Origin of the sequence: Mannheimia sp. USDA-ARS-USMARC-1261, assembly GCF_000521605.1 — a bacterium.
Taxonomy (GTDB): domain Bacteria; phylum Pseudomonadota; class Gammaproteobacteria; order Enterobacterales; family Pasteurellaceae; genus Mannheimia; species Mannheimia indoligenes.
In genome coordinates this window covers 121,800-142,391 of sequence record NZ_CP006942.1, presented here as the reverse complement: position 1 = coordinate 142,391, position 20,592 = coordinate 121,800, and the positions used below count along the sequence as shown (strand labels likewise).

Annotated in this window: 19 protein-coding genes; 11 read left to right on the top strand and 8 right to left on the bottom strand. The window is 39.8% G+C overall.

Annotated features, from left to right (window positions below; translation table 11 throughout):
- Window positions 1–5: 5 nt before the first annotated feature.
- Complete coding sequence (locus X781_RS00645) at window positions 6–1,871, top strand: UDP-glucose:protein N-beta-glucosyltransferase (protein ID WP_025235077.1); 1,866 nt, start codon at window positions 6–8, stop codon at window positions 1,869–1,871.
- 81 nt (window positions 1,872–1,952) lie between these two features.
- On the opposite strand, the gene X781_RS00640 is transcribed toward X781_RS00645, so the two are convergent.
- The 3 genes from X781_RS00640 to X781_RS00630 are packed head-to-tail and all read right to left on the bottom strand — an operon-like array spanning window position 1,953 to window position 5,555.
- On the bottom strand, window positions 1,953–3,209 hold the full coding sequence (locus X781_RS00640) for a NupC/NupG family nucleoside CNT transporter (protein ID WP_025235076.1): 1,257 nt from the start codon (window positions 3,207–3,209) through the stop codon (window positions 1,953–1,955).
- Between the two features lie 11 nt (window positions 3,210–3,220).
- Window positions 3,221–4,009 (bottom strand): 4Fe-4S cluster-binding domain-containing protein, encoded by a 789-nt coding sequence (locus X781_RS00635; protein WP_025235075.1) that lies wholly within the window; start codon window positions 4,007–4,009, stop codon window positions 3,221–3,223.
- A gap of 1 nt (window position 4,010) precedes the next feature.
- Window positions 4,011–5,555, bottom strand: coding sequence for a YjjI family glycine radical enzyme (locus tag X781_RS00630; protein ID WP_025235074.1), 1,545 nt, complete (start codon window positions 5,553–5,555; stop codon window positions 4,011–4,013).
- Window positions 5,556–5,781: 226 nt separating this feature from the next.
- Here X781_RS00630 and X781_RS00625 point away from each other — a divergent pair, with 226 nt between their 5' ends.
- From X781_RS00625 to X781_RS00610, 4 genes are all read left to right on the top strand, one after another.
- Window positions 5,782–6,615, top strand: coding sequence for an alpha/beta hydrolase (locus tag X781_RS00625; RefSeq protein ID WP_025235073.1), 834 nt, complete (start codon window positions 5,782–5,784; stop codon window positions 6,613–6,615).
- A gap of 31 nt (window positions 6,616–6,646) precedes the next feature.
- Window positions 6,647–7,741 carry a CdaR family transcriptional regulator gene (locus tag X781_RS00620; RefSeq protein WP_025235072.1) on the top strand — a complete coding sequence of 365 codons (1,095 nt, stop codon included), beginning with the start codon at window positions 6,647–6,649 and terminating at the stop codon, window positions 7,739–7,741.
- A gap of 122 nt (window positions 7,742–7,863) precedes the next feature.
- A complete protein-coding gene (locus tag X781_RS00615; protein ID WP_025235071.1) occupies window positions 7,864–9,243 on the top strand; it encodes a GntP family permease in 1,380 nt (459 codons plus the stop codon).
- Window positions 9,244–9,252: 9 nt separating this feature from the next.
- Entirely contained in the window at window positions 9,253–10,392 is a 1,140-nt protein-coding gene (locus tag X781_RS00610) for a glycerate kinase (RefSeq protein ID WP_025235070.1), read from the top strand.
- Window positions 10,393–10,461: 69 nt separating this feature from the next.
- Here the strand turns inward: X781_RS00610 and X781_RS00605 are convergent, their stop codons facing one another.
- From X781_RS00605 to X781_RS00590, 4 genes are read right to left on the bottom strand one after another with little or no spacing between them, the layout of a single operon-like run.
- Window positions 10,462–11,142, bottom strand: coding sequence for a 3-keto-L-gulonate-6-phosphate decarboxylase UlaD (locus X781_RS00605; RefSeq protein ID WP_025235069.1), 681 nt, complete (start codon window positions 11,140–11,142; stop codon window positions 10,462–10,464).
- 37 nt (window positions 11,143–11,179) lie between these two features.
- Window positions 11,180–11,650, bottom strand: a complete 471-nt coding sequence (locus tag X781_RS00600) for a PTS sugar transporter subunit IIA (RefSeq protein WP_025235068.1) — start codon at window positions 11,648–11,650, stop codon at window positions 11,180–11,182.
- Between the two features lie 41 nt (window positions 11,651–11,691).
- Complete coding sequence (gene aphA, locus X781_RS00595; protein ID WP_025235067.1) at window positions 11,692–12,411, bottom strand: acid phosphatase AphA; 720 nt, start codon at window positions 12,409–12,411, stop codon at window positions 11,692–11,694.
- Window positions 12,412–12,461: 50 nt separating this feature from the next.
- On the bottom strand, window positions 12,462–14,255 hold the full coding sequence (locus X781_RS00590; protein ID WP_025235066.1) for a PTS ascorbate-specific subunit IIBC: 1,794 nt from the start codon (window positions 14,253–14,255) through the stop codon (window positions 12,462–12,464).
- Window positions 14,256–14,618: 363 nt separating this feature from the next.
- Here X781_RS00590 and ulaG point away from each other — a divergent pair, with 363 nt between their 5' ends.
- The 6 genes from ulaG (at window position 14,619) to X781_RS00560 (ending at window position 19,659) form a co-directional block, all read left to right on the top strand.
- On the top strand, window positions 14,619–15,710 hold the full coding sequence (gene ulaG, locus X781_RS00585) for an L-ascorbate 6-phosphate lactonase (protein ID WP_025235065.1): 1,092 nt from the start codon (window positions 14,619–14,621) through the stop codon (window positions 15,708–15,710).
- Between the two features lie 84 nt (window positions 15,711–15,794).
- Complete coding sequence (gene ulaR / locus X781_RS00580; protein ID WP_025235064.1) at window positions 15,795–16,538, top strand: HTH-type transcriptional regulator UlaR; 744 nt, start codon at window positions 15,795–15,797, stop codon at window positions 16,536–16,538.
- Between the two features lie 89 nt (window positions 16,539–16,627).
- Window positions 16,628–17,488, top strand: coding sequence for an L-ribulose-5-phosphate 3-epimerase (locus X781_RS00575; RefSeq protein WP_025235063.1), 861 nt, complete (start codon window positions 16,628–16,630; stop codon window positions 17,486–17,488).
- On the top strand, window positions 17,485–18,204 hold the full coding sequence (locus X781_RS00570) for an L-ribulose-5-phosphate 4-epimerase (RefSeq protein ID WP_025235062.1): 720 nt from the start codon (window positions 17,485–17,487) through the stop codon (window positions 18,202–18,204). Before X781_RS00575 ends, X781_RS00570 begins: the two co-directional genes overlap by 4 nt.
- 137 nt (window positions 18,205–18,341) lie before the next feature.
- Window positions 18,342–19,001, top strand: coding sequence for an amino acid ABC transporter permease (locus X781_RS00565; protein ID WP_025235061.1), 660 nt, complete (start codon window positions 18,342–18,344; stop codon window positions 18,999–19,001).
- Window positions 18,991–19,659: an amino acid ABC transporter permease gene (locus tag X781_RS00560; protein WP_025235060.1), complete on the top strand. Its 669-nt coding sequence runs from the start codon at window positions 18,991–18,993 to the stop codon at window positions 19,657–19,659. The genes X781_RS00565 and X781_RS00560 overlap by 11 nt, the downstream gene beginning before the upstream one ends.
- A 3-nt stretch (window positions 19,660–19,662) precedes the next feature.
- Here the strand turns inward: X781_RS00560 and X781_RS00555 are convergent, their stop codons facing one another.
- On the bottom strand, window positions 19,663–20,421 hold the full coding sequence (locus X781_RS00555; protein ID WP_025235059.1) for a DeoR/GlpR family DNA-binding transcription regulator: 759 nt from the start codon (window positions 20,419–20,421) through the stop codon (window positions 19,663–19,665).
- Window positions 20,422–20,592 lie beyond the last annotated feature (171 nt).

Genomic DNA, 20,592 nt, shown 5'->3' with positions numbered 1-20,592 from the left:
AAATTATGTCAGAAGAAAAACAGCCGAGTGTCATTCGCTTCGAACAAGCGGTGGCTAACAAAGATTATGATTTAGCTTGTGCTGAACTATTATCTATTCTCAACAAGTTAGATAGTCATTTTGGGAATATTTACGATATTGAATTTGATGCACCTCATCAATTAGATGAGTTAGAGCCAGATAGAACAATTTATTTTTGTACTCGTATGGCAGTAGCCATTACGCAATTATTCCAAGATCCTGAATTAGAAATATCGGAATCTGATGCAATTAGCTTTCTAACTGCACAACGTTGGATTGCACTTATTTTCGCAAGTTCTCCGTATATCAATGCAGATCATATATTGCGTACTTATAATCAAAATAAGACTTCCACTAATCCAAATGCAGTAGATTTAGAAGCAACTATACAAGCCTTAACCAAATTCTGTATTTTATATTTACCAGAATCGAATATTCTGTTGAATCTAGATGCTGCCTGGAATGCTTCTAAGGAACTTACAGCTTCACTGTGTTTTGCATTACAATCACCTCGTTTTATTGGAACACCTGTTGCATTCACAAAACGTGCTGCTATTTTACAATGGTTTCCTGAAAAATTAGCCCAATTTGAGAACTTAGATCAACTGCCTAATGCAATTTCTCACGATGTATATATGCACTGCAGTTATGATGTTAAAAACAATAAACATAATATCAAACGAGCATTAAACAGTGTTATCCGTCGCCACTTACTGGCTGCCGGCTGGGAAGATAGGGAAATTAGAACTCTTGGCTATAAGAGTGGAAAACCTATTATGGTAGTATTAATTGAGAATTTTACTTCCTCACATTCTATTTACCGTACACATTCGACTTCTTTAATTGCAGCTCGTGATCATTTTCATATAATTGGTTTAGGGGGAAATTCCATAGATGAAGCAGGCAAATCTGTTTTTGATGAATTTTACACCTATCCACAAAGTGGCACTTTATTCGACAGATTGCTCTTGCTAAAAGAAATTTGTGATAAATATAATCCAGCGGTTTTTTATATGCCTAGTATTGGTATGGACTTAACAACTATCTTTGCAAGTAATACCCGCTTAGCTCCAATCCAAGCAATTGCATTAGGTCATCCGGCAACCACGCATTCAGATTTTATAGAATATGTGATTGTGGAAGATGATTATGTCGGCTCTGAAGAATGCTTTAGTGAACAATTACTACGTTTACCAAAAGATGCTTTGCCTTATGTACCTTCAGCATTAACTCCAAAAGAGATAACCTATAACCTACGTGAAAAGCCTGAAGTAGTTAATATTGGTATTGCTTCAACAACGATGAAATTAAACCCATATTTCTTACAAGCACTAAGGGCTATTCGTGATAACGCAAAAGTGAAAGTCCATTTCCATTTCGCATTAGGACAATCGACAGGTATTACACATCCATATGTAGAGCGTTTTATCAAAAGTTATTTAGGTAATGATGCAACTGCCTACCCACATCAACCATACGCTCAATATCTAAATATCCTAAAAAACTGCGATATGATGCTAAACCCATTCCCATTCGGGAATACTAATGGCATTATTGATATGGTAACCCTAGGTTTAGTCGGCATTTGTAAAACTGGGGATGAAGTTCACGAACATATTGATGAAGGATTATTTAAACGTCTTGGATTACCTGAGTGGCTTATTACTCAAACCGCAGATGAATATGTTGCTCAAGCAATTCGTTTAGCGGAAAATCACGAAGAACGTTTAGCTCTCAGACGGGATATTATTGAGAATAATAAACTGCAAACCTTATTCTCTGGCGATCCAAGCCCAATGGGGAAAATATTCTTAGCCAAAGTAAATGAATGGCTGGAAACCCAACATTAAATTACCGATAAAGTTAAAGCCTAAGTAATCATTAATTACTTAGGCTTTTTGCAAAAAATTTATCGAATTTGACCTCTTGTATTAACCTAAAGCAGCACCACTTAAGCCGATAAAGAAACCTGCAATAGTTGCACTCATTAAGTTCGCTAATGTACCGCCAATTACCGCTTTTAAGCCTAAGCGAGCGATGTCTGAACGGCGAGTTGGAGCCATACTGCCGATACCACCAATTAATACTGCAATGGAGCTAATATTAGCGAAACCACATAATGCAAAAGTAATAATTGCTTTGGTTTTATCGCTTAGTTGCACAACTGAATCAGGTTGCAGATACTTGGCAAATTCCAGATAACCTACAAACTCATTTACCGCTAATTTCATACCGATCATCTGCCCTGCAATATCAGCATCTTCCCAAGGCACACCAATAATAAATGCAAGTGGTTGGAAAATGTAACCTAATATAATTTGTAGCGTTAAATCTTCACGCCCAAATAAGCCACCAATTCCGCCGATAATACCGTTAAGTAATGCAATTACCGCAATGAAGGCAATTAACATCGCACCAACATTAATCGCTAAAGATACCCCTGAACTTGCACCATTAGCTAAGGCTTCCACCACATTATTTGGTTTATCGATTTCAACATTTTCATCAATGGTATCTGAAATGTGCTCGTTTTGCGGATACATTAATTTCGCAAATAACAAACCTGCTGGAGCAGCCATAAATGATGCTGCAATTAAGTAAGTTAAAGGCACACCCATTCCTGCATAACCAGCCATTACAGAACCTGCGATAGATGCTGTTCCACCCACCATCACCGCAAAGAGTTCTGAATCACTCATTCGGCTGATATAAGGTTTTACCACTAATGGAGCTTCTGTTTGCCCAACGAAAATATTCGCTGCCGCAGACATTGATTCCGCCTGTGAAGTGCCGAGTAATTTTTGTAAGCTGCCACCAATAATTTTAATCACCCATTGCATCACGCCAATGTAGTAGAGTAATGAAATCAGTGCAGAGAAGAAGATAATAATCGGTAATACTTTAATGGCGAACACAAAGCCAATACTGCTATTGCTTGGATCAGCTAAGTTACCAAACAAAAATGAAATCCCTTCATTACCGTAATTGATCACCTTACTCACGCCATTTGCGGTAGCAAGTAACGCATCACGCCCTGCCGGTACATACAGGATAAGTGCAGCAAAAGCAATTTGAATGGCTAATGCTCCAAATACGGTTCGCAAATTAATTGCACGTCGATTATTAGACAGTAAAGCCCCAATACCTAATAGGACAAATACGCCGATAATACTAATGAATATATCCATAGAGAACTCCGTTAGTAGATAGTAATAATTTTGTTTATTCCACACTGTTTGGCAAATGCCGCCAGTTTATCTGTTTGCTCAATGCTTGGTACAAAGCAGGCTAAACCTTCTTCGTCTCTTGCTCCTTTAGTATGCACCCGAATAATTTTGAGCAATACGTTTGGATAAGGCTTAAGTAATTGAGCTACTTTTTCGAGTAAATGATAGGCATCATAAAACTCGTTGAGGTAAACCAAACGCACTTCTTCCACCTTATCAAGCGGTAATAATTTGGCTAAATTTTGCAAATTACGAGCCAAGTTTTCAGGCTTAATATGATTAACGCTTGGAATAACCTGTTCAGGCACTTTGCCGGTTTGATTTTTTCGATCAAAGCAGAGCGTTTGTAAACCTACTCCATCACCTTTGAGATCAAACAGAAATTTATCGGTAACCTTAATTAACGGCTCTGTTGCCTCAAAATCAAAAAAGCCACTGCTATCTAAATAACAGGTTAAGCCTTTTCGGTGAAATGCTTCAAACAGCGGAACTAATTTTTTATGATGAATCGTCGGCTCGCCACCCGAAATAGTTACTCCCCGAATAAAAGGCACAGCCTCCATCACCTGATCATATAAGTATTGCAAACTAACCTGTTTTGCCTCCTCTGTATAACGAGGAATTGTTTCCGGATTATGGCAATACAAGCAGTTCAGCTTACAGCCTTGTAGAAAAATACTTGTGCGGTTACCCTGCCCTTCCACATTAGAAAAGGGAATAATGCGATGCAACGGCACAAAAATATCAGAAAGTGCAGCCATTTTATTGTGCCGCAGTTACATTTTCTTCATCACGCAACTGACGGTCGAATACTTTGGCACAATCGTCCGTACCCGCACCATACCAAGTGGTATCACGCAATACGGCTTCGCCTTGACGGTAACGTTCCACCTCACTTTTCTTCACTAAATAACCCGTTACGCGAATTAAATCGGTATTTTTCAAGTAAGTGGTAATGTAGCGATAACCTTGTTCAAATGAGCCATCAATAATATCCACAACGGCATCTAAATGGTCGGTGTAGGTTTGGTCAAACGCAAACAAATCGCCTGTACCCGATGGGAAATATTTATGGAAAGGGGCGGATTGTTTTAAATGAGCCAACAGTGTTGGTTCTTGACCGACACGAATACGGTGAGCCGGCGTATTCAATTTATCTTCTGCGTGGTTACTTGCCCCAACTTGAGCGTGTAGTAAATAGTGATCGTTGGTACGTTCTGCATACACACCTTGATGAGCATTATTGACTTCTTGAAGTTTATCCATAATCAGGGTTGCAATTTCATCGCCACGCTTGCTCTGTCCGAAGGTTTCGCTTAAACCTTCTTGCTCTAATAAATGATTGACTGCATCAGCAAGCCCTACAATCGCAAACATACCCGTGAAGTTCGTGCGTTTAATAAATCCTTCGTGAACTAAGAAACTACTTTCAAAGAAGTTACTTTCTTCTACCAAGAATTTATGGCGTTTATCCATTGTAGAAAGTGCTAACTTGGCTACTTTTGGCAATAGTTTATTGACCATTTCATCTACCGTTGCACACGCTCGCCCAATCGTCCCCAAACGTAAACGGGTTAAGGTGTAAGCACCGCCACATTCCGGTAAGGCGTTATAACAACTCGCAATGCCGTATTCATCGCCTAAATCTTGGTGGTAGTAGGCATCATTGGCGAAAGAAGGTTTTGAAACCAACAAGCAAGCTTTCGCTGCTAATTCCGCAAATTCACGAGAGGTTTTGGTTTTATCATAACGAATCGTCATATTCGGCGTGGTGTTTTCAAGTTCAATCACAGCTTTTAAGATTAAACGCCCTGCTTTGGTATCATAAGGTCCAATATTAGCGTGGCAGAATGAGTCTGAAATGGTTTTATCGATATGATTTAAGAAACGTTTAATTTTGATGTAATCTTGTTCTTCATCGGTAATAAACGGATCTAATAATTCATCTAAACGCCCGATATAAACAGGGAAAGTGGTAATTGACGGAACGTGAGAGTAGAGAATCAATAACCCGTCCAGCACTTCATCAAGATTGGTTGGCGGTGGTAAATCTAAGAATTTACAACCTTTTTGAATATAAACATTATAATCAGGCAGAATATAACGAGGGCGGTAAATCGCATAACCTTCACACAGATCGCAAATCATCTGATTGTTAATATACGCCCACTCTTCTTCGGTATAACCGAGTAACTCAACGGGGCTAAATAACCGCTCGGCAATATTACCCAAACTCATCAACTTTTGTTGATAAGTTAAATTTTTTGCTTTTACCACATCAAGTATATCTTGTAATGAAGCCTGCATAGCATTCTCCTTTTATTGGAAATATCAGGAGGAATTTTAACTAAGCTCGGCTAAAATTACTGTGATGTAGATCACAGTTTCTCTTTTATATATCGAAAAAGAATAAGGCAAACGATTGCTTGAATTTGCAAAAAATTCACTTTTTATGACCGCTTGTTTCTCGTCATAAAATTAAGGTGTAAAATAAGGTGATGACAACATTTAATATCAGAAAGGAATAAACATAATGGCACATAAACATTTCAATCATCACTATCTGGAAATGCAGGAACATTTTTTATATGTGCCATACTTACATCACCATCGCCGTATTCGGGTATTGCTGCCGAAAGATTATCATCACGAAAAATGGGAAACTTACCCTGTGTTATATATGCACGATGGGCAGAATGTGTTTTACAGCAAAGAGTCTTACTCCGGGCATTCGTGGAAGATTATTCCAACCATTAAATCGCACCCGGAGTTACCAAAGATGATTATTGTCGGCATTGATAATGCAGGCACAGAACGTTTAAATGAATATGGTCCTTGGAAAACCACCACAGGTTCAACACCTGAAACCAAAAATGCAGGTGGTTTAGGCGGCGATTATGCCAAATGGGTGGTGGAAACAGTGAAGCCGTTTATTGATATCCACTATCGAACCAAACCACAGCGTGAGCATACATTACTTGCCGGTAGCTCAATGGGGGGCATTATCACTGCTTATATGGGAAGTGCCTACCCTCATATTTTCGGGCATTTAGGCGTATTCTCTCTTGCCTCGTGGTTTAGCGAGCCAGATTTCCTACGCTTTACGCACCAGCACCCAATCCAACCAAACACCAAAGTGTTTATTCAAGTTGGCACAAATGAAGGCGATGAAATCGATTCACACTTTATCTCCAATATGAATCAAACCTATATTGACTGCTCGCTCAATTACTACCGGTCGCTAATTCGCACCGGCGTGCCACTGGACAACATTCTCCTACGCATTATGGCGAACGAAATCCACCACGAAATGCACTGGGCTGATCATTTTGTCGAGTTTTTACATTTCTCGCTCTTAAAACGCTAAACAGGCTGTGCCGATTGCAACAGGATAAAAGATGAAACTCAACCGAGCCATTGCTGACCGTATTGTAAAACGCACGATGCAGATTATTCCCAATTCCGTCAATGTGATGGATAACGAAGGCGTCATTATTGCCTCCGGCGATACCACTCGTATCGGGCAGCGACATACCGGGGCAGTGTTGGCGTTACGTCAAGATCAAGCGGTCGAAATTGATGAAAATCTTGCAAAACAGTGGCACTATGAGGCAAAGGCAGGCATTAACTTACCACTACACTATCTCGGCTCTACTGTGGGGGTAGTAGGAATTTCAGGGCAACCGCAAGACATTCGCCAATATGCTCAGTTAGTGAAAATGGCGGCAGAGCTGATTATGCAACAAGCCTTTGAGCTGGAACAAGAGCGTTGGCAACGGCGTTATCGTGAAGAATTTGTGCGAGCTTTGCTAAAAGGCACACTCAGCACGGAAGAGATTCACGAACAAGCGGTCTTTTTTGAGCAAGATTTTGCAAAACCACTGTCGGTTATATTGATTAAAGTGAATACGCCAACCGCTGAGAAATTGCAACACTTAATAGATTTCTTCGAGCACCATTTCCCTGCATTGCTCACTGCGGTAATTAGCTTGGATAAAATCGCCTTATTGAATAATTTATCGAATGATAAATCACTGATTCGCAATACCTTAAATAAACTGACTGATCCCGAAATTTCCTTTAAAACAGTGGTAGGTTTGTCGGTTGAAAATTTATCACAAACCAATATTTCATACCAAACCGCTCGCTATACGCTCAACTATGCCGAGCAGATCCAAAGCCGCAAGCGGATTATTTATTTTGAAGATTTCAAACTGCCGGCTTTGCTACATAGTTTTAGCCACTCTTGGGAGGCAAAAACGTTACTTGTCCCTTTCCAAGCATTGCTGAATTCAGATAAAAAACAGGTGCTACTGAAAAGTCTTCGCCACTATTTTTTTGCAAATTGTGATCTGGATCACGCCGCACAAAAATTGTTTATCCACCCAAATACCCTACGCTATCGGTTAGAGAAGATCGAGCAGATTACCGGCTTATCTTTCAATAACATAGAGCAAAAATTTGTGCTTTATCTTGGTGCGGTTTTATCGTAAAAATTGTAGAAAAATACAAAACAAGCGGTCATTTTTAACAAATTCTTTGCAATTTCATATAAAGATTTTTACCGGCAGATCTCCAATAATGGGTTGATTATTCTACAACGAGGAGACTGATTATGTCCGGTATTGCACTTATTCTCACCTTTGTGGTGGCAATCATCATTATGATCTATATGATTGCCAAACTGAAAGTTCACCCTTTCTTGGCATTAATGTCGATTTCATTGGCATTGGCTCTATTAGCCGGTTTACCGCTGGCGAAAATTCCGTCTATTGTCGGCGAAGGGTTTAGTAACACTTTTAAAAGTATCGGGATTGTCATCATCTTTGGGGCAATTATCGGAACGATTTTAGAAAAAACAGGAGCAGCCCTGAAACTTGCCGATATGGTAGTTAAAGTGGTTGGGCAAAAACGCCCTGAGCTTGCAATGCTGATTATGGGCTGGGTTGTCGGCATTCCTGTTTTCTGCGATAGCGGTTTTGTGGTGTTAAACCCTATCCGTGAAGCGATTCGCAAAAAAATCTTGGCAAATCCGGTTGGAATGGCAGTTGCACTGAGTGCCGGTTTATATGCTGCTCACGTTTTTATTCCTCCGACACCCGGTCCGATTGCAGCTGCGGGTGCAGTAGGATTAAGCCATAACTTATTATTGGTTATCGGAATGGGCGTTGTGGTATCAATTCCTGTGCTAATTGCCAGCTACTTCTTTGCAAAATATATCGGCAAACAAGTCTCGGTTAGCGAAGAAGCGGAAGCAGATAAAATCATCAACCAAAGTTATGAAGACTTACTGAAACACTATGGAAAATTACCGAATGGCTTTTTAAGCCTTGCCCCGATTTTTGTACCGATTATCTTAATAGCGTTAGGCTCTATCGCTAAAATCGCAGGCGTAAGTGGTGATTTCGGTATATTCTTACAGTTTGTCGGCAACCCAATTATCGCTCTTGCAGTTGGTGTCGTCTTTGCGATTTTCTTACTGGCTTCGAGCGGTAAAATGGCAGAGTTTGACAGCTTAACTAACGATACCTTGAAATTAGTCGGACCAATCCTATTCATTACCGCAGCAGGTGGCGTGTTAGGTAATGTGATTACTCAAGCAGGTTTTGTGGATTACATCAAACAAAACGCTCACATTATCAGCACCGCAGGCATTTTCTTCCCATTCTTGATTTCAGCTATTTTGAAAACCGCACAAGGCAGCTCAACAGTGGCGATTATCACCACAGCTTCTATTATGGGAATGTTTAACGCCCCTGATTCACTAATGAACGCATTAGGTTTAACCAGCGAAATGGCAGCTGCCTTAACCGTGATGGCAATTGCGGCAGGCTCAATGTGTGTCTCACACGCCAACGACAGCTATTACTGGGTGGTTACTAACTTTACCAAACTCACGCCGCAACAGGGTTATCGCACACAAACCACGCTAACCTTCATTATGGGCGTGGTTGGTATTCTTACAGTGTATCTACTCTCATTAGTATTATTGTAAGGAAGTATGATGAAGATTGTAATTGCTCCCGATTCATTTAAAGAGAGCCTGACCGCTTTAGAGGTGGCTCAGGCAATTCAAACAGGTTTTTCCCGCATTTTTCCGAATGCTGATTATGAGCTTGTACCAATGGCAGACGGCGGTGAAGGTTCAGTGCAATCGCTGATTGATGCCACTCAAGGTAATTTGCAAAAAATCAGCGTAAAAGCACCGCTTGCAAACCAAGTTGAAGCGTTTTTCGGGCTATCGGGCGATAAAAAAACCGCCTTTATTGAAATGGCGGCGGCAAGTGGCTTACATCTTGTACCAAACAACGAGCGAAATCCACTGATCACCACCAGCTACGGCACTGGCGAGCTGATTAAAGCCGCACTCGATTTCGGGGTGGAAAAAATCATTCTCGGCATTGGCGGCAGTGCTACTAACGATGGCGGAGTGGGAATGTTACAAGCTTTAGGGGCAACATTCCGCAATGCGGAAAAGCAAGAAATCGGCTTTGGTGGCGAAGCGTTAAATCAAATTCAACAGATTGATTTAAGTGGTTTAGACCCACGTTTATCTCAAGTCGCCTTTGAAGTCGCTTGTGATGTGGATAATCCGTTATGTGGTGAGCGTGGGGCTTCCGCCATTTTTGGACCGCAGAAAGGAGCAACACCTGAGATGGTCAAAACCTTAGATAATGCTCTCCGCCATTTCGCCAAACAAGCTCAAATTCAGCTTGGTATAAATATTGCCGATACCGCAGGAGCTGGAGCGGCTGGCGGGATGGGAGGCGGTTTATTACTGCTGCCAAATGTTACACTTCGTTCCGGAGTGAACATTATTATTGAAGCCACTCGTCTTGCCGAAAAAGTGGCAAACGCAGATTTAGTGATTACAGGCGAAGGCAGAATGGATGCTCAATCCATCGCAGGTAAGACCCCGATTGGCGTTGCCAAAACGGCTAAGCAGTTTGACAAGTCTGTAATTGCGATTGTCGGTTGTTTACGAGAAGACTACCCTGTGGTTTATCAACACGGTATTGATGCAGTGTTCCCGATTATCCGACAGTTGGGTAGTCTTGAAGAAACGCTGAAACTCGGTAAAGAAAATCTGATTTCCACCGCAGAGAATGTTGCAAGGCTATGGAAAATAGCGGCAGCTAAATAAAGCTATTTTCAACACATAAAAATAGAGTTCTAGTTGATAGCTAGAACTCTATTCTTTTATAGAGGCTCATTAGCCCCAGTATTTCTCAATTTCTGCACGAATCGCTTCAGCAGTTTGTTTGCCTTTTTCCCCCACTAATGCACGACCGGCAATAAAGGCTTTGGCATTTTTAATTTCTTTGAACAAGTGGATATCTTCCGGCACAATACCACCAGTGATAGATACTTCAATGCCTAGATCAGACAGTTGCTTCATTAACTCAATATCTTCTGCTGTCCAGCCTTTACCTGCTAATTCTGCATCACGAGAGCGATGATAAATTGCTTGCGTAACCCCTAATTCCACCCACTCTTTCGCATCTTTTTCAACTGTCCAGTTGCCGTAGATTTCAATTTGAATCTCTTTTTTCACTTTGAGTTCCGGGTGAGCTGCATTGAACTCATCAGCTACTTTTTTACAAGCAGCTTTGGTTGCCGGATGAGCAGCGGCAGAAACAGTGAGCCAATCTGCACCTGCTTCAAACGCCATTTTCGCTAAAATTGCACCACCGTCGGTGGTTTTTAGATCGCACACAATGATGTGATTTGGGTGTAATGCACGTAAGGTAGAAATAGCTTTCATACCTTCTGCAAAGGCTAAAATTGTGCCACATTCTATGATTTCTACTAAATTTTCAGCTTGTTTTGCATCCGCAACGGCTTTTTCTAAACTGAGTGAATCTAATGCGATTTGTAGTAAGGGTTTTGACATATTAATATTCCTCTGTGGATTTTAAAATTTGTTAATACTAGCCGTTCAATGCGTTATCAATCATTGCATAAACATCATCAGCAGTTTTACAGGCTAAGACTTTTTCTAAATTGACCCCTGTTTCACTCTCTTCATCGTCTAAAACTTGGGTAATTTCCATCAAACCTTGCATATGGCGGTCTGAATCGCTCCCTGCAAGGGTAAATAACACAGAAACAGGTTCATCTTCGCCATCAAAATAAACAGGTTCTACCAAAGTTACTAACGCAAATGACGTTTTAACCACACCCTCTTCAGGGCGTGCGTGTGGCATTGCTAAACCCGGTGCAAGAATAATATAAGGTCCCATTTCTTCAATTTTACTGATAATGTTATCGTAGTAACGAGGTTCAATAGCCCCTGATTTTTCAAGTAAATTTGTACCTAGTTTAATTGCTTCTTTCCAGTTTGCTGCTTTTTGATTAAGAAGAATTGAATTGTTTTCAATAAGAGATTGTTTTAAGTTCATTTTCTTTCCTTAAAGATAATTACTATACAAATCATAACAGATTAATAACTAGAATTAATTAAAACTTCTTCACCATATCCACCTGCTTGTGGGAACGGTAAATAAGTTGAATTGGTTGCACGCAATAAACGAATACCACGAATACCCGCCTCTTTTGCTGCAAGAATGTCATCATCACTATCGCCATAATGTAACTGTACATTATGTTTTAAAATGCCTGCCGTTTTATTAAATTTAGTTTTAAGTTGATCTACGCCGTGTCCACCCATAAAATTCACGGGCTGCATATCTTTAATGCCAAATGTTTTTGCTAACAATGGTGTTAATTGATCATCTTTACCGGCTGTACGCCCTGTGATGAAGAAAACTTTATCTCCTCGCTCTTGATGCATATTAATAAGTTCACGGGCAGCCTCTTTTGGAATAGAGTATTTATCACAACCTGCATTGATTTCATCCCAGAAATCTTGATTTTTCAGATAACTGTAATCATTTGGTGAATATTTTTCTTTACCATAATAGAAACAACCGCTACTTGCCAATACAGTATCATCAATATCAAAACTAACATTCATTGGCGGCTTTCCTTCAAGGCTTGCTTTGATTTGCTCGACTGAAACCCAATGAATTGGTGCTTGTTGTTTTTCAATGCTACGAGTGTCAAAACCCGGTTGAGTGTATGGTTCTTTTGGTGCTGCTTGAGCAGAACATACTAAGGCGGTGGATAGTAAAGTGAATAGAAAAGTACGAGAGAATTTCATATATTATTCCTGTTAGTAAATTTCCCCTTACAAAGTAAGGGGAATTAAGATTATTTTGCCTGATGTTTGTTGATTAATTCAACTAATTCATCGCCGAATGAGTTCGGGTTTAGCATATTTTGCACGCCGAGTACCGCTTTACCCTCTGGTACGTCGATTTCATTGGCTAAATGTTTACTTGATACAATAATATCTACTTCACTTAATTTGCCTTTGTAATCAGTTACCGCACAAGAGTCCATAATATTTGGAATACCGCGTTTGTCTAAATAGCCTTTGATCTTCATTTTCATCATCATTGATGAGCCTTGACCTGAGCCACACACCGCGAGGATACGAATCGGATTTGCAGAATTTTCAGCATTTTCGACCGCTTGTACCGCCGCTTTTGGAGCTTCCTCAGCTTTCACTTCATCTAAGCCGTAGCCGTCTAACTGTTCAAGGGTTAAGCCTTTTGCTGCCGCTTCCGCTTCTTCAGCACGAAGTTGTTTAGATGCGAAGAACATATACACCATCGCCGCTGCTACAATCACGAAGAAGAAACCCGGTACGCTGATGATACCTTGCAGGATTGGTGGGAAGAATAATGCCCAGTCTGCCATACCCATCCAGCCGTTGAAAGTGGTGCCTTGGCTTGCAAGCATTTGGATAACCCACGCAGAGCCTAACACTTCGATGATACCCATTACAAAACAGATTTTCATCACCGCTTTCCAACCACCGAATTGGTTTGCGAACACACCGATTGTGGCGTTAGAGAAGAACATCGGGATAAAGCCTGGAATAATCAATACCGGTGAGCCAACCGCTAATAAACCGGCAACTGCTACGAATTGACCAATAGCACCCCACATAAAGCCGAATACCATCGCATTTGGTGAGAAGGCGTAGATGGCCGCACAGTCAATTGCCAATACTGAGTTTGGAATTAAGCGTTCTGCGATACCTTTGAATGCTTCTGAAAGTTCCGCCACAAACATACGCACACCGGTTACGATGATTTGAATCGCTACCGCAAATTTCAAGCCCATTTCAAGAATGTACATAAACCAGTTGGTTTTGCCGGCAAGCTCTTTTAAGTTATCTAAACCAAAAGAAAGTAAGATAATGCCGAAGAAAACGGTCATCACTAAAGCAGTCGCCGAAATACTGTCGTGGAAAATGTTTAACCAGTTCGGTAATTTCATTTTATCCACAGTATCGTTTTTATCGCCAAGTTTCGGGGCGATTTTCACCGCAATCCAAGAGGCAATTTGTTGTTGGTGACCGATAGAGAAACCAGCACCGCCTGTGACCGCTTGGGTCGGTTTGTACATAATGTTGGAAGAAATACCCCAGTAAAGCGCCATTAACACAGAGGTATAAATCACGGTTTCCCAAAATGAAGCACCGATAATCATATAGAACACTGCAACCAAGCCCGCTTGTTGGAACATAATATGCCCTGTAAGCATAATCGTGCGGATACCGGTTAAACGGCGGAACACCACGAGCAAGATATTTAACAATAATGCACCAATTACGGCATAACCTACCCAAGAATAGTTTTCGCCCATCGTTTGAATGGTAGATTGCATACTGGTGTAAGGGTCAATAACCGCGCCTGCTAATTGGTGATATTTTGCTAATCCGTCAATCACCGGTTTGAAGTTAGTCACCAAGAAACCGGAACCGGCTTGTACAATCATAAAACCGACGATGGTTTTAATTGTGCCTTTAAGTACGGTTGATGTGTCTTTTTTAAGAAGAATGTAGCCCAAACAGGCAACAATACCCAATAAGAAATGTGCTTTATTTAACACCTGCTCCTTTAAGAAAAGGAGAATTTCAGTTAAAAAGTCCATAATTTAGCCTCTTTTTGAGAGATTTGAATTTGAGGGAAATATAGCCTATTACGGCATCAATTAAATGATAAATGCTCTTATCAGATTGCAAAAGATTATTTTTTATTATTTGTGAGCAAGATCACATTTTATTTTTATATACTCTGATTATTTAATTCCACTGTTATAAATAGCTATAAATACTATTTTATATTTAAAATATAGATAACTAACAAATAGTTAAAATATATTTTTATAAAAATAAATACCAAAATTAGACTTAGATCACATTTTTCTAAAAAAGTAGTTGGCTATTTAATTATGATTATATATGATTTATTTTGATTAAATTATTCTTTTAAATGAACAAAACAGGAGTTCACAATGAGCAAAATTCAAGAAATTACCCGTGAAAGCTGGATTCTTTCAACTTTTCCAGAATGGGGGACTTGGTTAAACGAAGAAATTGAAGAAGAAGTTGTGCCTGAAGGCAATTTCGCAATGTGGTGGTTAGGCTGTGTAGGTGTTTGGATCAAAACCCCTGCCGGTGCAAATATTTGTATGGATTTATGGTGTGGACGTGGTAAATCAACTAAGAAAGTAAAAGATATGGTGCGTGGGCATCAAATGGCAAATATGGCAGGTGTGCGTAAATTACAACCAAACTTACGAGCTCAACCAATGGTATTAGATCCTTTTGCGATCAATGAGGTTGATTTCATTCTCGCTTCTCACTATCACTCAGATCATATTGACGTAAACGTCGCTGCTGCCATTTGTAATAACCCTAAACTCGATCACGTTAAATTTGTTGGTCCTTGGCATTGTGCGGAATTATGGAAAAAATGGGGCGTGCCGGAAGAACGTATTATCATCGTGAAACCAGGCGATGTAGTGAAATTAAAAGACGTCGAAATTCACGCTTTAGACTCTTTCGACCGCACCTGTCTCGTAACTTTACCTGTTGAAGGTGCTGAAGAACGAGGTGGTGAGTTAGCCGGACTTTGTCCGTCTGACGAAGAAATGGGGCGTAAAGCAGTAAACTATGTGTTTAAAACCCCTGGCGGTAACATTTATCACGGTGCAGACTCTCACTACTCAATCCAATTTGCTAAACACGGTAAACAATTTGATATTGACGTTGCTTTAAATAACTATGGCGAAAACCCTGTCGGTATTGCCGATAAAATGACTTCTGTCGATTTATTGCGTATGGCAGAATGCTTACGTTGTAAAGTAATCATTCCTGTTCATCACGATATTTGGACAAACTTTATGGCAAGTACGCAAGAAATCATTGATTTATGGCGTATGCGTAAAGACCGCTTGCAATACCAATTCCACCCATTCATTTGGGAAGTGGGTGGCAAATATGTTTACCCTCGCGATAAAGATTTAATTGAATACCACCACCCTCGTGGTTTTGATGACTGCTTCGAGCAAGAGCCAAATATTCAATTTAAATCAATGCTGTAATGGCTACTTAGAGGCGAATTTCATTCGCCTCTATCTTTAAGGTTCATTACAACTTACAATAACAATGCAAACAAGGAAGGAATAATGAACGAAAGCTACAGACACAAAGAATTATTAGCATTGCTGGGCGAACGTAAAGTTCTCTCAACTACTGATATTATGCAGTTGCTAAATATTTCGCCTGCCACCGCAAGGCGAGATATTAGTAAATTAAATGAGCAAGGCAAATTAAAAAAAGTGAGAAACGGGGCAGAAGCAATTTTTTCACCTTCAAATAAAGAGCCTAAAAAAACCAACAATGCCAAAGAAAAACAACGTATTGCTGAAGCAGCTGGGCATTTATGCAAAGAAGGAGAAAGTTTAATTTTAACTTGCGGCTCAACAATGGAAATGCTCGGCAATGTACTCTGTGGGCGAAAATTGCAAATTATTACCAATTATCTACCGCTTGCAAATCAGTTGATTGAAGGCTCTCACGATGATGTAGTGATTATGGGCGGGCAATATAATAAAAATAAAAAAGTAATGCTCTCGCTCAACACCCAAAATGAGATGACCTATGCTGCGACTACAATGTTCACCAGCGGTAAAGGATTAACCACCGAAGGTTTATTTAAAACCGATATGATCATCGCCAATGCCGAACAACAAATGGCAATGCACGCCGAACGTTATGTAGTGCTAATGGACAGCACCAAGCTCGGCAAAAAAGTCGGAATGTTATTCAAAGAATTTGATAAAATCGATTTGCTGATCACCGGCAAAGAAGCCGACCCCGCAATTATTCAAGAATTAAAGGCAAAAGGATTAGAAATTATTTTGGCATAACAAGCGGTCTGATTTCGGCAAAATTTTGCAAAAATCACACCGCTTGCTGTACTCTTTCTATACAATAAAAATCAACCTTAGGGAAAACTATGAGAAAACACAAACTCGGTATTTACGAAAAAGCCTTGCCAAAAAATATTTCGTGGCAAGATAGACTTTCCATCGCTAAAGTCTGCGGTTTTGACTTTGTGGAAATGTCGATTGACGAAACGGACGAACGCCTCGCCCGCCTTGATTGGAGCAAAAAAGAGCGTATTAAATTAGTGAAAACGATCATTAATACGGGTGTAACTATTCCATCAATGTGCTTATCAGGGCATCGCCGTTTCCCATTCGGTTCTCGTGATGAAGCAACGCGTCAAAAAGCCTATGAGATTATGGAAAAGGCTATCCAATTAGCAGTTGATCTCGGCATTCGCACCATTCAGCTTGCCGGCTATGATGTTTATTATGAAGAGCAAGACGAAGGTACGATCCAACGCTTCCAAGAAGGCTTAGAGTGGGCTGTAGAGCTTGCGGCAAGCAACCAAGTTACTATTGCAGTGGAAATTATGGATACCAAATTTATGAGTTCCATCACTCGCTGGAAAAAATGGGACGATATTATCAAATCTCCTTGGTTTACGGTGTATCCTGATTTAGGTAATCTCTCTGCGTGGAATGATAACGTAGCGGAAGAACTTAAATTAGGAATGGATAAAATTTCAGCAATCCACTTGAAAGATACCTACAAAGTAACTGAAACTTGCAAAGGACAATTCCGTGATGTGCCGTTCGGTGATGGCTGTGTAGATTTTGTTGCTTGCTTTAGAACGCTGGCTGAATTAAATTATCGTGGTGCATTTTTAATCGAAATGTGGACAGAAAAAGCAGAAGAGCCAATCGCTGAGATTATTAATGCTCGCCGTTGGATTGAACAAAAAATGACAGAAGGGGGCTTCACGCTATGACTCAATTAACCGAATTAACACCGGCATTACAAGCATTAAGAGAACGTGTTTTAACAGCAAATTTAGAATTACCAAAACACGGTTTAGTTACTTTCACTTGGGGCAATGTAAGTGAAATTGACCGTGAAACAGGCTTGGTTGCTATAAAACCATCAGGTGTTGAATATGATGCAATGACGGTTGAAGATATTGTGCTTGTTGATTTACAAGGCAACCGTGTATATGGCGATAAAAAGCCATCTTCGGACACAGAAACTCACTTAGAACTTTATCGTGAATTTACAGATATTGGCGGCGTAGTACATACGCATTCACGCAACGCTGTGGGTTGGGCTCAAGCAGGTAAAGATCTGTTAGCACTCGGTACAACACAAGGTGATTATTTCTACGGTGCAATTCCTTGTACACGTAAAATGACTCCTGAAGAAATTGCGGGCGGATATGAGTTAGAAACGGGGCGTGTAATTGTGGAAACTTTCCGTACTCGTGGTATTGAGCCAACTGCTATTCCGGGCGTATTAGTGCATTCACACGGTCCATTCACTTGGGGTAAAAACGGACACGATGCGGTGCATAATTCAGTTGTGCTAGAAGAAGTTGCCTATATGAATTTTATCAGCCACCAAGTTCGCCCGGATATCGAGCCAATGCAGCAAGAATTGTTAGATAAGCACTATCTCCGCAAACACGGTAAAAATGCTTACTATGGTCAATAATTCAAACTAAAAAATCAGCACAGCAATGTGCTGATTTTTTTATAACTAATCTCTATAAAAAAGTAGTTCTAATTCTTTCCCTTTTTATTTTACTTCTCACACAATAGCCTTCATTATCTCCAAAATGTTTATGCAATATGAATTGGACTTATATTTATAACAGTATCCCCAAATTTTTAGATGCAGCTTGGCTTACCCTGCAACTCTCGTTTTGGGGAATTTCCCTTTCTCTCTTTTTCGGGTTGATTGTTGCCGTTATTACTACTTACAAAATACGACCGCTTGATAGTATTGCAAAAGGTTATATAGAGCTCTCTCGTAATACGCCTTTGCTCATTCAACTCTTTTTCCTTTACTATGGCTTACCGAAAATAGGGATTAAGTGGGACGGCTTCACTTGTGGTGTAATCGCTTTAGTTTTTCTGGGTTCTAGTTATATGGCAGAAAGCCTACGAGCCGGTTTACAAGCTATTCCCAAAGGGCAAACAGAGGCTGCAAAATCTATCGGCTTAAAACCTTACCAAATCTTCCGATATGTTATTTTCCCACAAGCGTGGGCAGTATCTATTCCAGCCATTGGGGCAAATGTACTCTTTTTAATTAAAGAAACCTCTGTTATTAGTGCTATCGCCGTAGCAGAATTATTATTTGTTACTAAAGATATTATTGGTATGGATTACAAAACCAACGAAGCGTTATTTATGCTATTCATTGCTTATTTAATTATCTTGCTACCAATATCGCTTCTGGTCCGTCATTTTGAAAACAGAGTAAGGAAGGCCAAATATGGGGTTTGATTGGTTATGGGAAGGGCAAAATGCCGCCCGCTTGGCTCAAGGGCTATGGCTAACAGCTAAAATATCCTTTATATCCGTTACACTATCGCTCGTTTTCGGCACATTATTTGGCTTGATTATGCGTTCAAATAACCTGATTGTACGCGGATTTGCTCGTTTTTACCTCGAAACAATACGCATTGTACCAATTTTAGTTTGGCTCTTTATGCTCTATTTTGGACTATCAACTTGGTTAGATATTCATATTAGCGGTGTTTGGGTTTGTATCTGGGTATTTACCTTATGGGGAACAGCTGAAATGGGCGATTTAGTACGAGGGGCTTTAGCTTCAATCGAAAAACACCAAATCGAATCCGCCAAAGCAATCGGCTTAACTCGTATGCAAATTTTTCGCTACATTGAGTTACCGCAAGGTACTCGCCGACTGCTACCAAGTACGATTAATCTCTTTACTCGAATGATTAAAACCAGCTCACTTGCCGCACTCATTGGGGTAATTGAAGTGGTAAAAGTAGGACAACAGATTATTGAAAACTCGCTACTCACTAGCCCAAATGCTTCATTTTTCGTTTATGGGCTCATTTTCGTGCTTTATTTTATTATTTGCTACCCACTTTCATTATTGGCGAATAAATTAGAGCATAAATGGGAAAGTTGATAACTAGGCTAAATATAGCTTAACCCCAAGCCCTTTAAGTGCATCTTGTACATTTTCAAATAATCCGTTATCACAAATAACTTGATCAAATACGGTTAAAGGGCAAACAAAGAAAGTAGCCACCTTTCCATATTTAGAGGAATCGGTTACTAAAATATTCTGTTTTGATGATTGCAATATCGCTTTTTTTACAGGAATTTTATTTTCATTTGGCGTTGTTAAGCCTTTCAAACTCCAAGACGAAGTTGAAATAAAGGCAATATCAATAGAAAGATTTTTAAGAAACTCCGCAGCAAGTGAACCTGTTGTTGAGAAATTTTCTTTACAAACACTCCCACCTATATGAATTAAATCACATTTTCCTGCATTACTAAGATAATGAGCGATTACAAAGTCATTTGTAATAACCAGCAGATCTTTTCTCTCTGCAATTTGATGAGCAATTTCTAAGGTTGTTGTTCCTGCATCAAGATACACAGTAGTATGGTTTGAAATCAACTTTGCCGCTAAAGTACCAATGGCGGATTTTTCATCGTGAAATAAAGTTGATTTATCAATATGTGGTAACTCAGCCGCTAATCGCTCAACAGATTGAGCCCCCCCTGAAACTAACGAAATTCTGCCTTCATCTTCAAGTTTTTGAATATCACGGCGTATAGTCATATGCGACACATTTAACTTATCTGCCAAAAATTGAATGCTCGCCACCCCATTATTATTAATAAATTGCAATATCTTTTGTTGTCGTTCGATAGGAATCATTTTTTCGCCTAATTTTAGTTGTTGTTACAAATTATATCAGATTTAGCTTCCAAAATTAAAATCACAAAATTTAACATTAATTGTTAATATTTGTGATCTTCATCACAGATTTTATCTTTCCGATTGGTTAATATACGTCCAGCAAGTTCATTAATTTATTTGAGGGAATAA